A 13818-nucleotide genomic window follows, 5' to 3' on the forward strand; every position below is an offset into this window, starting at 1 on the left:
CGTTGCAGATTATCTGATTGTAAAATCGCCTCTTATAGCGGTGCTTCTGGACGGTCCTGAGACAGAAGAAGCGCGCCAATGGCGTCAGCCTGCTTCTGGCTTGCCGGAGCATAGCCAAGCGATGTCGGCTGCGGGGCTGTCGTATCGAATTGCGGCTGGTAGGAGGCCACCTGCATATGCTGTTCCTGCTGAGGTGCAGCCACACCGCGATGGCGTGCCAGTCGTTCGCCACGGGCCTGCGGACCAGCGCCAGTACTCTGTTCCACACTTTGAGCCTTTGCCGCTTCCGCGAGTGCCACCTGAACGGTCGGTTCCGTTCCCGGAACTGGACCGGTCTGTGGCAAGGTCACATCATAAGACGGATCCTGTGGAACGGAAGGCGATTGTGGCGAATAGGCCATAGCCAGATTGTATGGCTCCTGCGGGACCGGATTTTGCAGCGAGCCGTCGCGATTGCGCTTCTCGTAGAAGGAATTTCCACCGGCTACGAGCACGTAATGCATATTGTTGTAAGGGAACTTCAGACCCGCCGTGTGGAAGAACATGGCATTCTTGAGCTTCGGATGACGCTCACCCTTCAGAACCGCGTCAGCAGCGGCCTGAACATCAGGCAGCGCCTTGGAATTCATCTGGCGGGTAAGCACACCGGGCGCAAACTGGTTCTTCTGACCGACGACACCGCAAATCGTATCCGGATAACGTCCCGACGCGAGACGGTTCATGACGACCGTACCAACAGCCAGAAGACCGTCGGAACTCGAACGATTGGATTCGAAGAACATCGCACGTTCAAGGCAATTCTTGTCCCGTGCGGTGTAGGTGTAGGTCTTCACGCCATTGACGGATTTGACGTGGCTTGCCGCCGTCTTTTCCGAATTGGCTTTTCCCGAGGTTCCGGTTGTCGTGCAACCGGTCACCACGAAAGGCGCAATCACCAGCCCGATAAGAGCGGGCAATTTCCACTTCGCGGCGCGCGTCAATGGCTCAGTCTCATGTTAGGACCCTTAACTGATCCAGTCATCCATTCAGGCGAACACATCTGGAACGATGCGCGCGAACGTCTGACTGCGGTGCAAGTCAAAGAGGACGAAGATCAAAATCACACGTCCTACAGTCGCTCAATCGAATTCAAGGTTTTGGAATTTTTAGGCCAAAAAAAGGCGACGGGTCAAATCCCAACAATGCTGGAGACCGCTGAAAAGTCCTAAAACAATTCCGAATCGAGATTGCGAATGTGCCTACAAGCCCTTTAAATATATTAACAATTCCTTAACAAGAATTAGCGATTCAGGTAAGATATTGATTTAACGAGATTCAAAGTCTCGCAATACACGCCATATCGCTGCCTTAATTCGCCTTTGCTTGTACATTTTTTGCATACACATTCGTGGTGTTTCAAATCTTCTGCAGAATTTCTGCTTCCAGGCCGGTTCCATTGCTCTTTGTCAACTTTGACAACAGATTTGTAACATCGCGTGAGATTATGCTTTTGAGACCCGTTTCGGGTTGTTGCAATGCGAATCGGGCGAGCACGATCCGCACCTTGCAAAGCTGGGTCTTGGACAAAAACGACCCGCCACGGATACCGTGGCGGGTCGGACAAGTTCAATTCCTGACGCCGAGATGACCGCAGCGGTCACCCGAAAGAATAACCCGCACCCCGAACGGTGCGGATCGGATCGAGCGCACGACCGACATTGATCGCCTTGCGCAGCCGTCCGACATGGACGTCCACCGTGCGGTCGTCGACATAGATATCCGGTCCCCAAACGCCATCCAGAAGCTGGCTACGCGAGAAGACACGACCGGGCGACATCATGAAATATTCGAGCAGGCGGAATTCCGTTGGTCCGAGACGAACTTCCTTTTCCTTGCGATAGACACGATGCTGTTGGCGGTCGAGAACCAGATCGCCCACTTTCAGCACGTGCGAAAGAATGCTCGGATTCGACCGGCGCAACATCGCCTTGACGCGCGCAAGCAGTTCCGGCGTCGAAAATGGCTTCACGACATAGTCGTCCGCACCGACGCTCAGGCCGCGAACACGTTCGCTTTCCTCGCCACGTGCCGTCAGCATGATGATGGGCAGGCGTTCGGTTTCCGGCCATTGGCGCAAGCGACGGCAAAGCTCGATGCCCGATACGCCCGGCAACATCCAGTCCAGAATGAGCAGATCCGGTACGTTCTCGCGCAAGGCGATCTCGGCTTCGTCGCCGCGCAGCATTGTATCGACCTGGTAGCCCTCTGCCTCAAGATTATAGCGAAGAAGAACGCTCAGCGCCTCTTCGTCTTCTACCACAGCGATTTTGGGTGCCTGTGACATCCAGTATTTCCCTATCCAAATTCGGCGGGCGGTGGATACAATCCCCCCAATCGACCGCGTGCCGCCGCGCTATTCACTCATTTTCAACCGCCGGACCGTGGTCCGGTCGGCTGTAGTTCAGGGTTTACGCGCCTCATCCACGACAATACCGTGGCTCAGGTCTTCCTTCGGTCGTTCGGCCGGCATTTGCAGGCCGGTCACGATGTAGTAGACGGTCTCCGCAATATTGGTCGCGTGATCGCCGATACGCTCGATATTCTTTGCGCAGAACAGAAGATGCGTGCAGGCGGAAATATTGCGCGGATCTTCCATCATGTAGGTCAGCAGCTCGCGGAACAGTGACGTGTACATGGCATCAATCTCGTCGTCGCGGTCGCGAACGACATTGATCTGCTGCACCGAGCGCGACGCATAGGCGTCGAGAACATCCTTGAGCTGGGTCAGCGCCAGCTCGGCGAGTGTTTCGAGCCCGCGATAAAGCTTTACCGGCTGGCGTGATTCCGAAACGGCGGCAACGCGTTTGGCGATATTCTTGCCCAGATCGCCCACGCGTTCCAGATCGGCAGAGATGCGGATCGAGCCGATGATCTCGCGCAGGTCCACAGCCATGGGCTGACGCTTGGCGATAATCATCACAGCCTTGTCGTCAATCTCGCGCTCGCTGGCATCGAGAATGAGATCGTCGGAGATGACGCGCTGTGCGAGCGCATTGTCCGCATTGACGATAGCGGCGACCGACTGCTCGACCATACGTTCCGCATGTCCGCCCATTTCGGCGATCTTATGGGAGAGAAACTTCAATTCCTCGTCGTAGGAGCGAACGGTATGCTGAGACGGCATAGTAGACCTCGTAATATAAATTGCGGGGAAGCCGCACTGTCTATCTGTTGAAGCGCAGTTCCGGATCAGCCGAAGCGTCCGGTAATGTAGTCCTGCGTGCGCTTTTCGGTCGGCGCGGTGAACATGGTTTCCGTGTCACCCACTTCGACCAGATTGCCGAGGTGGAACATGGCGGTGCGCTGCGAAACACGCGCGGCCTGCTGCATGGAGTGCGTGACGATCACAATCGTATAGTTCTGGCGCAGTTCGTCGATCAGCTCCTCCACCTTCGCGGTCGCAATCGGGTCGAGCGCCGAGCACGGTTCGTCCATGAGAATGACTTCCGGGCTCACCGCAATCGCGCGTGCGATGCAAAGACGTTGCTGCTGGCCGCCCGAAAGACCGGTGCCCGCATCGTGCAAACGATCCTTCACTTCCTCGAACAAGCTCGCCTTCTGCAAGCTCGTCACGACGATTTCTTCAAGATCGGCCTTGGTGCGGGCGAGACCGTGAATGCGTGGGCCGTAGGCGACATTTTCATAAATCGACTTCGGAAACGGATTCGGCTTCTGGAACACCATGCCGACACGGGCGCGCAGTTCGACGACATCGATCTTCGGATCGTAGATGTCTTCATTGTCGAGCGTGATCTTGCCACCGACCTTGCAGCCTTCGATCGTATCGTTCATGCGGTTAAGCGAACGCAGGAAGGTAGACTTGCCGCAACCCGAAGGGCCGATCAGCGCCGTGACCATCTTTTCCTGGATTTCCAGATCGACGTCGAACAGCGCCTGCTTCTCGCCATAAAATACGCAAACCTTGTCGCCGCGCATCTTTATGGAATTGGCGTTGGCGTTCATCTTTTCTCCTACGGCTTTCTCGAGAGATCGTTCAGTCATCAGGTTCATAGCTTTCGACTCCCGTTTACCAGCGGCGCTCGAAGCGGCGGCGCAGAATGATTGCTGCAATATTCATCACGGCAAGGAACAGAAGCAGGACGATGATAGCGCCTGACGTGCGTTCCACAAAGGCGCGTTCTGCTTCATTCGCCCACATGTAGATTTGTACAGGCAATGCCGTCGCTGGATCCATTGGCGTGGACGGCACGTCGGCGACGAAAGCCACCATGCCGATGAGAAGAAGCGGTGCGGTTTCACCAAGCGCATGGGCAAGGCCGATGATCGTTCCCGTCAGGATGCCGGGTGCGGCAAGCGGCAGGACGTGGTGGAACACCATCTGTGTTTTCGATGCACCAAGACCGAGGGCCGCAGCGCGGATCGACGGCGGCACCGCGCGAAGGGCGGCACGGGTCGCGATGATGATGGTGGGAAGCGTCATCAGCGTCAGCACCAGACCACCGACCAGTGACGCCGAACGCGGCAGGCCGAAGAAGTTGATGAAGACAGCAAGCCCGAGCAGACCGAACACGATGGACGGAACCGCTGCCAGATTGTTGATGTTCACCTCAATCATGTCGGTGAAACGGTTCTTCTTGGCGAACTCTTCCAGATAGATCGAAGCGGCGACGCCGATAGGCAGCGACAGACCGAGAACGATCAGCATCATGTAGAGCGAACCGACAAGCGCGACGCCGAGACCGGAGGTTTCCGGACGGCTGGAGGCACCGAAGGTGAAGAGACCTGTATTGAAGGCCTCCTTCATGACGCCTTCTTCCGAAAGCATCTTCATCCAGCCCACCTGACGGTCAGAAACCTTGCGGCTCGTCTCCGGCACGGAAAGGTCGATCTGCCCCTTGAAGGCGGAATCGATGTCGGCGCCGGCCAGAACAGGAACGGTCTGCGTCGTGCCGATGAGCGATGGAGTGTCCATCACCATCTTGCGCAGCTGAATGCGCACGCCGTCGGAATAGAAGCGGCCCAGATCACGCATTGCCGGACGGTCTGTCGCAGCAACACCCAGTTTTTCGGCCAATGCATTGCGCACCAGCAGCGGATAATTGGCCGTGATCAGCACATTCGGATCGGTCGCGCGCTTGTTGCCCGGGTCAATCACCTTTTCTTCAAGCTTGACCGGCAGATAAAGCGTCGTCTGCCAGAAGGCTGTATAGCCCTTGGAAAAGACCGAGAAGAGGAGCGCACACAGAAAGAACACGCCGATGGCGATCGCAGCAATACCGTAATAGCGGAAGCGACGTTCGGCAGCGTAGCGGCGTTTCAGTCCGATATCGCGGCGCGTTGGCTGTGCCGTGGCGCCACTGGCGTTGAAGGTCGTATCGGTCATTATTCGTACTGCTCCCGGTACTTGCGCACGATATGCAGCGCAAAGATGTTCATGATCAGCGTCAGGACGAAAAGCGTGATGCCGAGTGCAAAGGCCACCAGCGTTTGCGGCGAGTTGAACTCCAGATCGCCGGTGAGCTGGTTGACGATTTTCACCGTGATGGTGGTCATCGCCTCGAAAGGATTGATGTTGATGCGTGCCGCAACACCGGCGGCAAGAACCACGATCATGGTTTCGCCGATGGCGCGGGATGCGGTCATCAGAAGCGCGCCGACAATTCCGGGCAAAGCGGCAGGAAGGACAACACGTTTGACGGTTTCGGAGCGGGTTGCGCCAAGACCAAGCGAACCGTCGCGCAATGTCCGCGGCACGGCTGTGATGATGTCATCGGAGAGCGAGGACACGAAGGGGATCAGCATCACACCCATGACGAGACCAGCGGTCAGAACGCTCTGCGCCATGATGAAGCCCTGACCGCCTGCAATGGCAATCGAGAGATCGCGCAGGAAAGGTCCGACTGTCACAAGGGCGAAGAAACCGTAGACGATGCTGGGAATACCGGCCAGAAGCTCAAGGACCGGCTTGACGATCGTGCGCACTCGGGGCGACGCATATTCTGCCATGTAGATGGCCGAGAACAAGCCGACTGGAACAGCGAACAGCATGGCCACAAGGGCGATGTAAAGTGTACCAGCCAGAAGCGGAATGAGACCGAACTGGCCTGTCTCACCACCCGAGCCGGCGGCGGCAAAGCGCGGGTCCCATACAGTGCCGAAGAAGAACTCCCACGGCGAGACTGACTGGAAGAAACTGATCGTCTGGAACAGCATCGAGCAGATGATGCCGACGGTCGTCAGAATGGCGATACCGGATGCGGCGATCAGCCCCCAGAGAACGATCCGCTCGACATTGTTGCGTGCACGCATGCGGCGGCTGATCGTGGAAAGGCCGAAGATCAGGCCTGCGATGGCGATCACCAAGGAAACAGCCGAACCGATGGTGTGTGTCAGCGCCGTTGCCTTTTTCAGGTAAAGCGCGATCGGCACCATGTAATCCTGGCCTTCAGTCGCGAGCGCCACGCCCTTGGATGCAAGAACGGCGCGAGCATCCTGATAGTTTGCCGGGAAGCTTTCCAGTTCGGCAGGCGTCAGCCGGTCAAGCCCGTTGGCCAGACCACGCACCATGCCAAGCTGCAGGCTGCGATTGGTGAAGGAGCCGTCCTCGATAGCATCCGGCAGACGGGCGGTCGCGCTGTGATCGAGATAGACCGACGTTCCAACGGCCCATACAGCGAGAAACAGAATCGCAGGCAATGCAGAAACGAGGAAAACCCACCAGCCATGATAATGCGGGCGGGAATGCATTTTCTCGGTCGGCGAGGCTTTTGCGGAAGCAGACTGCGCCTTGTCCAGTGCAACGGCACGCTGGCGGCCTATGAAGAATCCGATCAGCCCGATTGCAACGATACTGACGAGAACCAGAAAGAAGGACATTCAATTTCCCCGGTTGCCCTGATGAATGCGGACGGTTTTAGGTGCAGCTTCCACCCATGCCGTTCCACGTGGATGCGCCTGTCATAGTGCAAAGGCGCGAAAGGAGAAGAACGCGGAGATTCATCATCCCCGCGTTCCACAGATTAAAACTTACTTCGCAGCCAGCGTCTTGCCTTCGGTGAAGGCGGCGCGCTGTGCTTCACGTTCTGCGTCCGGAGCCGGAACCAGACCATATTCGGCGAGCGGGCCATCAGGACCGATCATCTGGTCATTCAGGAAGAACTCAACATATTCCTTCAGACCCGGGATAACGCCAAGGTGAGCCTTCTTCACGTAGAAGAACAGCGGACGCGACACCGGATATTCGCCCGAAGCGACGGTTTCAGCCGAAGGGGTGATGTCGTTGACGGTCGCAACCTTCAGCTTGTCAGCGTTGTTTTCGAAGAAGTAGAGGCCGAATACACCAACGCCGGTCTTGTTGGAGTCGATGCGGGCGAGCGTTTCGGCATAATCGCCGTCGATGTCGACAGCTTTGCCGTCCTTGCGCACTGCGATACAGGCGGAAGCGGCAGCCTTGTCGTCAAGACCGGTCTTCTTGATTTCGTCCAGAGCGCCGGAGTGCTTGCAGCCGTCGGCAAGAACCTTTTCTTCAAACACTTCACGGGTGCCGTGCTTTTCGCCTGGGATATAGGCAGCAATGTCCCAGTCCGGAAGGTTCGGGTTGACCTGGTTCCACTTGGTGTTCGGATTGTCGACCAGCTTGCCGTCGACGACGAGCTTGGCTGCGAGAGCCTTGTAGACATCTTCCGGCTTCAGCTTCCAATCCGGACCCTTGGCGTCGGTCGCGAAGACGATGCCGTCATAGCCGAAGCGTACTTCCTGAACATCCTTGACGCCAGCGTCGATGCACGACTTCAGTTCCGAGTCCTTCATGGCGCGCGATGCATTGGCGATATCGATGGTGTTTTCACCGACGCCCTTGCAGAATTCTTTGATGCCTGCGCCCGAACCGCCCGATTCAACAACCGGTGTCTTGAAGTTCGGAAAGGTTTCGCCGAACGTTTCGGCGACGATTTTTGCATAAGGCAGAACGGTCGAGGAACCGGCAACCTGAATCTGATCGCGCGCCTGAGCGGCGGAAACCGACATAACAGCAGCGATGGCAATCGCTGCGGTCGAGGAAATCATCTTGTTCATGAGCTGCGGCTCCTGTTGTAAAAGACATATGACGATGTGGCGTCGTTAGCCCTCTACGCGCTCTATATTACATTCATATGACACTATTGTTACAGGTTTGTATCAGAGCCGCTTGCCAGTGATTTTGTGGGGTTCTGCCGGTCCCTGAACCGGCAAAGATTTCAGCGCTTGAGCGGTTCCGGTTAACACAGAATCGTGGAACCGACCTATCTCTTTGTTTGTATGCATTATCCGACGCAAAACCGCTTCGCACTTCTGCTGGAAATGCTCTTAGAAATGCGGCAAACGCGCACCGAGATCTTCAATCCCCGAAACATCGACGTTGGCGAAGGCAAAGCGCAGAAATGCTTCTTGCCCATCACCGAAGAACCGGCCTGGCAAGGTGAGGATGCCAAGTGACTTCGCAAGGCGCTCGGCAACCTCGACCGATGAGGCATCAGGATAAGGGTGACGGACGAAGGCGAAGTAGGCCCCAACCGCCTCCACATGCCAGCCCTCGATATTGGCCATGACCGACCGCAATGCAGAGGCACGCCTTGCAATCTCGCCGCGATTATCGTCACGCCAGCCGATCAAGGGCTCAATGGCGCGTGCGACTGCGATCTGTGGCGCGCGGCTTGCGCATATCTGCAGATTGTCCATGACTTTTGCAACGTTCTCGACCATCGCCTTGCCCGCGACAATCGCACCAAGCCGGTGCCCCGGAATGCAGAACGATTTTGAGAAGCTGTAAAGCTGGATCAGATGCGACGGCCAGTCCGCCTCGTCAAAAAGCCGATGCGGCGGTTCATTGGCATCGGCCATAAAATCGCGATAGGTCTCGTCCAGAATGAGCCATGTTCCATTGTCGCGGCAGAGAGCATAGATTTCCGATAACAGTCCCGCCGGATAAATCGCCCCAGTTGGGTTGTTCGGGGAAACAAGCGCCAGCGCCGCAATACCCGGACGAAGCACAGCTCGGACATCTTCCGCGCTTGGGATGAAACCATTCTGGGCATGGCAGGGCACCGAACCTGAAGCGATGCCGAGCATTTCCAGCGATGAACGATGGTTGAAATAGAACGGATCGGTGGTCAGCACCCTATCGCCACTTTGCGCCACACACATGATGGCAGCGATAAAGGCCTGATTGCAGCCGGACGTAATATGGACGTTGGAGGCGTCGATCTGCGCGCGATAGAGCTGTCCGACATGCGCAGCATAGGCTTCGCGCAGAACCTTTTCGCCCTCAATCGAACCGTAACCGGCATAGGCGACCGATCCGGCTGCCTCGCCGAGAAAGTGCAGCATGTCTGGATGCGGAGGATAGCCGGGAACAGCTTGCGACAAATCAATCAGAGCACCACGCGACCCGTCATAATCCCGCGCCCAGGCCTGTACCGCTGGAATGGGCGGCGCGGAAAGGCGATTAATCAGCGGATTGACGGCAGGCGAGGACATTGGCGGCTCCCATGGTGGTTTTGGCCACTCTTATCGCGATCGCTGGTGTGGTTGAAGCCATTATTCGCTCGGACGCGAAAGCACGTAAACAGCCGAGCCGAGCATGAAAACAGTTACCGATGTTGCCAGCAGCCAGCCGGGTTTCGCGCCCCACCAGAACAGGCCATACCCGACCGTCATGCCAAGACAGGCATAAAGCTTTGCACGTGGCGGAATGGCTCCACGCTCGCGCCATTTTATGACCAGAGGACCAAAACGCTGATCGGCAAGCAGGCGAGCCTCAAGCTTCGGCGATGATCGTGCAAAGAACCACGCGGCAAAAATGATGAAGATCGTTGTTGGCATGACCGGCAGGAAAGCACCGATGATGCCAAGTGCCAGCATAAGGAAGCCGAGGCAAAGATAGAGTATCCGCTTACCCGCCGAAATTGCTGGCGAAGCGGTCTCGATCCTGTCTTTTTCCGGGTGGTCCTGCATGGCGTTCCATCGTCTGATCTGGACGCTTATAACAGGATTCTGGCGCTTTCGTGCAGGTTCACAGCGGTCAAAGAAATGTCATCCCACTGCCTTTCAGCCCCTGTGGATAACTTTTTGAGACCGGTAAGGAATTGTAAAACACAGTCATAAATTGCAGCTTTGCCCCCGAAATGCCTTATTTCCTTAACTTTGCCACTCAGGATGAAAACTTGTTCTACAAATAAAAATTGCAACGCAATCGCACCGAACCTCCGTCCGGGTAAGCAGTTCTTCTTGCAATCAATGCGCGAAAACAAGGCGCAGCAAAGGCTGCCGCAGATTCCTAACGAATCGTAAACGGTATTACAGCAACCAAACAGAATCTTTCCTAATATTCCTTGGTTATGTTTATCTGATTAAATAAACAACGTGTAGTATAGGATGATTTTCCCGATGCGATATAGATTCAATTATCGCATAATGTTCTCATTCAAACCACGTCAGCGCCACATTTAGATTCCAGTTCGCGATTGTCTTTCTCAGCGACAACTGTGGGACACCCCGTTAACAACTAGTGGATCTGGCATGACTTTCAAGACCCGTATGGCTATGCTCGCCGTTGCGGCAACCGGTCTTCTCGCGACCACCGCAATCGAGGCTTCAGCACAGCAATGCGGCGGTGCCTCCTGGTACGCCCTCACTTCCCGTACGGCTTCGGGTGAACGTATGAACCCGGCCGGCCTGACCGCAGCACACCGCACCCTGCCGCTTGGCAGCAAGGTCAAGGTTACCAATCAGAGAAACGGCAAGTCACTCGTCGTGCGCATCAACGATCGCGGCCCGTTCATCAAGGGACGCGTCCTCGACCTGTCGAAGGGTGCCGCCGGCCGCCTTGGCTTCATCGGCGCGGGACACACCAAGGTCTGCTTTACGCCGCTTTGATTTCGGCGACATTTCGTCCGACTATTGGATATGGAGCATTTCCGATCTAAGTTCGATCGTTAGAAATGCTCCATCGAATTGTTTTCGGCATTTCCTTGCCCCAAAATCGGTTCCCACTTTTGGGTGAGATGCCTATTTCCGGTCCAACCGGTCGGTGAACCAGCGGGTCAGCTTGATCCAGACCTCGTCCTTTTCGGCGGCATCCTCGATCCCGTGTTCAAGATTGGGATTGTCGTTGACCTCGATCACCACCACGCCATCGTCCGTTTCCTTCAGATCGACGCCATAGAGCCCGTCGCCGATGCAGCGTGCCGCGCGTAGCCCGGTTTCCAGAACCAATGGCGGCGCATCGCCCAGCGCATAGGAACGAAACCCGCCTTCCAGAGGCTTGCCGCCCGTATCGTGCTTGACGATCTGCCAATGGTTCTTGGCCATCATGTACTGGCAGATGAAAAGCGGCTTTCCGTCGAGAACGCCAACACGCCAGTCGAACTTCGTCGGCATGTATTTCTGCGCCAGCAGGAGGTCACTGTCCTCCAGCCATAAAGTGGCGAGCGATTTCAGTTCGGCAAAATCCTTCACCTTCTTCACGCCGCGCGAAAATGACGAATCCGGTATCTTGATGACCATCGGAAAGCCGAGCATATCGGCGGCGCGCTCCAGATCCTCCTCACCCGCAATCATCACCGTCGGCGGAACCGCCACGTCGTTCGCCTGCATCAGTTCGTGCAGATAAACCTTGTTGGTGCAGCGGATCATGGAAATCGGATCATCGATGACTGGCATGTTTTCCTGCTGCGCCCGCCGGGCGAAACGGTAGGTGTGATTGGAGATCGATGTCGTCTCGCGGATGAACAGTGCGTCATAATTGGCAAGTCGCGGCAGATCGCGCTTGCCGATCGGTTCCACTTCCACCCCAAGCCGGGCTGCGATTCTTGCCCAATGCTTCAGCGTTGAAACGGTCGAGGGCGGCATAGCTTCCTTCGGATCGCACAGCGTTGCGAAGGAATAGCGCGCTGGCACCTTTGGGCGCGCGGCGCGCCACTCACGCTGGGTATAGCGATCAAGTGCGTCCTCGAAGCGTTCCTTCTGTGCCTTGGTAAACTTGGTGATATTCGCAAAGCCGATCTTCTGGATTCGCGCCCATTCACCGGGCTTGACCGTGACTTCCAGCGACGGCGCGCGAAACCAGTCGAAGAGCAGCCGTCCGAACCGTTCAAATTCGGGATTATCGGCAAGACCGAAATGTACGTGAATTGTTTCGGGCGCCCTTTCCGGATGCTTGCCGAGCGCCTTGTTCAGCATGTCTTCGAGTTCGGGAATAGCGTTTTCATAAAGTCGCCGTTCCGACAGATCGATCATCGTTTCCACAGAGGGGATGATGCGATGCCCCCGCGCTTCAGCCAGAAGCGAAGCGTAATAGCCACGGCTTTGATAGGCGTAGGAGCGCGACAGGTTGATGATGCGCGGGCGCAGCTGCCCGTTGAAGAGAGCGGGATGCGCGAGATAGTCACGCGTGGTCATGACCTTGTGCGGCGTCGCCCCATTGTCGATATCCGAGAGGCGCCCTACCAGAATGACGCAGATCGTCATCAATCCGTCCTTTTTTCCAGAATAACGGCCGCCCTGAGCCCATCACTGCCGAACCGTGCGATGCGGTCGAAAATGTGGAAGGGAACAGGGACATTTGCAGCATCGGCAATGGTTTCGCCGAGCTCTTCCTCCACCCAGGGGTCATGAATGAGAATATGCCGCCCATCTTCGCCATGGGCGAGCACCCAGTGCGGCACTTTCTTGCCGAACATATGATAACCGCTGATCAGCACGATCACTGCCGCCCCACGGCGCAAGGCAGCCAGAATGTCGTGCAGCGTGAAACCGCGATAGTCCACCGGAATTGCATAGGCTTCTGTACGCTGGCGGAAATCGGTCTGCGCCAGTTGCATCACCTTGCGCTTTTCCTCCGAACGCACCGATTGCAGGAAAAGCATGTCCTCGATGGAAACGATGATCGAAGCTTTCAGACCGCGCTCATGCGCAGCGACCGCAAGCCCAAACGGCTCACAACCGCCCGGCCCCGACATCATGTAAATCGTCGTCGCATCGCGCCAAAGGCGGACTTCCAGCACGGGGTCGAGCTGCGTCTCCCGATTGTGCCGGGCAAGCACCATCATCAGGCAGGCTGCACCGCAGGTAAAATCAGTCGTCTGCTCGTAATAGGGAAAGGCCGTGACGGGTGAAATGTCACCGCGAACCGTCTTTTCGAAACGCAGCGCATCCGAATGGTCAGCGTAGTAATCGAGATAGCGTCCAATGGGGCGGTAGCCGTGCCGCTTGTAAAGCGCGATGGCGCGTTCATTATCCTCGCGCACTTCCAGCCGCAGCAACGGACGGTCGTGGTCGTAAGCTGCCGTTTCCGCCGCCTGCAACAGAAGAGAGCCGACGCCCTTGACCTTGGCCTCCGGGTCGACGGCTATCGAGTAAAGTCGCGCAAGCGCGGTGCCATGACGGAAAAGAATCATCGCATAGCCGATGACCGTGCCGTCCATTGTTGCAACAATGGTTTCTGCGGTTGGTCGTGCGATGAGGGCACGAAATGAACGGCGAGAAATCCGGTCTGTCTCGAAACAGCGCTCCTCGATGCGCAGGAGCGCATCTATGTCGTCTGCCGTGGCCTTGCGCGTCGTTGCGCCTGTCATCTTTTGGCCTTTGCAAAGGGATCGTTACGATCCGGTCGACACCAACATTGGCTTATTCGAGGCAAAAGACAAGCGCCCGGACCGTGGCAAAATTATGAGTGATTTTTACCGCCTGATCGGTTCCGCTCAGCCGCTAAATTCAATCAATAATTGCAATTTTTGGCACCACCCGCGTTAACCATTAATTAAGAAGTCCGGCGACCCCAAG

General features: G+C 56.5%; 12 protein-coding genes. 1 reads left to right on the forward strand and 11 read right to left on the reverse strand.

Translation table 11 applies throughout. From position 1 onward, the window contains the following. Positions 1–32: 32 nt before the first annotated feature. The 9 genes from AC1RHM_RS18340 to AC1RHM_RS18380 all read right to left on the reverse strand — a co-directional run bounded on the left by AC1RHM_RS18340 (position 33) and on the right by AC1RHM_RS18380 (position 9990). Positions 33–980, reverse strand: a complete 948-nt coding sequence (locus AC1RHM_RS18340) for a cell wall hydrolase (RefSeq protein ID WP_010657757.1) — start codon at positions 978–980, stop codon at positions 33–35. Positions 981–1636: 656 nt separating this feature from the next. Beyond that, on the reverse strand, positions 1637–2323 hold the full coding sequence (phoB, locus tag AC1RHM_RS18345) for a phosphate regulon transcriptional regulator PhoB (RefSeq protein WP_006468130.1): 687 nt from the start codon (positions 2321–2323) through the stop codon (positions 1637–1639). Positions 2324–2440: 117 nt separating this feature from the next. Next, positions 2441–3163, reverse strand: a complete 723-nt coding sequence (gene phoU, locus AC1RHM_RS18350) for a phosphate signaling complex protein PhoU (RefSeq protein ID WP_010657755.1) — start codon at positions 3161–3163, stop codon at positions 2441–2443. A 65-nt stretch (positions 3164–3228) separates the two neighbouring features. Next, complete coding sequence (gene pstB, locus AC1RHM_RS18355; protein ID WP_010657754.1) at positions 3229–4002, reverse strand: phosphate ABC transporter ATP-binding protein PstB; 774 nt, start codon at positions 4000–4002, stop codon at positions 3229–3231. A 64-nt stretch (positions 4003–4066) separates the two neighbouring features. Then, positions 4067–5383 (reverse strand): phosphate ABC transporter permease PstA, encoded by a 1317-nt coding sequence (gene pstA / locus AC1RHM_RS18360; RefSeq protein ID WP_010657753.1) that lies wholly within the window; start codon positions 5381–5383, stop codon positions 4067–4069. Beyond that, positions 5383–6876, reverse strand: a complete 1494-nt coding sequence (pstC, locus tag AC1RHM_RS18365) for a phosphate ABC transporter permease subunit PstC (RefSeq protein WP_010657752.1) — start codon at positions 6874–6876, stop codon at positions 5383–5385. The genes pstA and pstC overlap by 1 nt, the downstream gene beginning before the upstream one ends. 150 nt (positions 6877–7026) lie before the next feature. Further along, positions 7027–8073: a PstS family phosphate ABC transporter substrate-binding protein gene (locus AC1RHM_RS18370; RefSeq protein WP_010657751.1), complete on the reverse strand. Its 1047-nt coding sequence runs from the start codon at positions 8071–8073 to the stop codon at positions 7027–7029. Positions 8074–8343: 270 nt separating this feature from the next. Next, positions 8344–9513: an aminotransferase gene (locus AC1RHM_RS18375; RefSeq protein WP_010657750.1), complete on the reverse strand. Its 1170-nt coding sequence runs from the start codon at positions 9511–9513 to the stop codon at positions 8344–8346. A gap of 60 nt (positions 9514–9573) precedes the next feature. After that, the gene (locus AC1RHM_RS18380) at positions 9574–9990 is read right to left on the reverse strand and encodes a YbaN family protein (RefSeq protein WP_010657749.1); all 417 of its coding nucleotides are present in this window, start codon (positions 9988–9990) and stop codon (positions 9574–9576) included. A 564-nt stretch (positions 9991–10554) separates the two neighbouring features. On the opposite strand from AC1RHM_RS18380, the gene AC1RHM_RS18385 reads away from it, so the two are divergent. Beyond that, positions 10555–10911: a septal ring lytic transglycosylase RlpA family protein gene (locus AC1RHM_RS18385; RefSeq protein WP_010657747.1), complete on the forward strand. Its 357-nt coding sequence runs from the start codon at positions 10555–10557 to the stop codon at positions 10909–10911. A gap of 132 nt (positions 10912–11043) precedes the next feature. Here the strand turns inward: AC1RHM_RS18385 and AC1RHM_RS18390 are convergent, their stop codons facing one another. Both AC1RHM_RS18390 and AC1RHM_RS18395 read right to left on the reverse strand, forming a co-directional pair. Continuing rightward, positions 11044–12504, reverse strand: coding sequence for a RimK family ATP-grasp domain-containing protein (locus AC1RHM_RS18390; protein ID WP_036578832.1), 1461 nt, complete (start codon positions 12502–12504; stop codon positions 11044–11046). After that, complete coding sequence (locus tag AC1RHM_RS18395; RefSeq protein ID WP_010657745.1) at positions 12504–13610, reverse strand: peptidase C39 family protein; 1107 nt, start codon at positions 13608–13610, stop codon at positions 12504–12506. Before AC1RHM_RS18395 ends, AC1RHM_RS18390 begins: the two co-directional genes overlap by 1 nt. Between the last annotated feature and the right edge of the window lie 208 nt (positions 13611–13818).

The organism is Brucella sp. GW823-FHT04E01, from assembly GCF_058796175.1.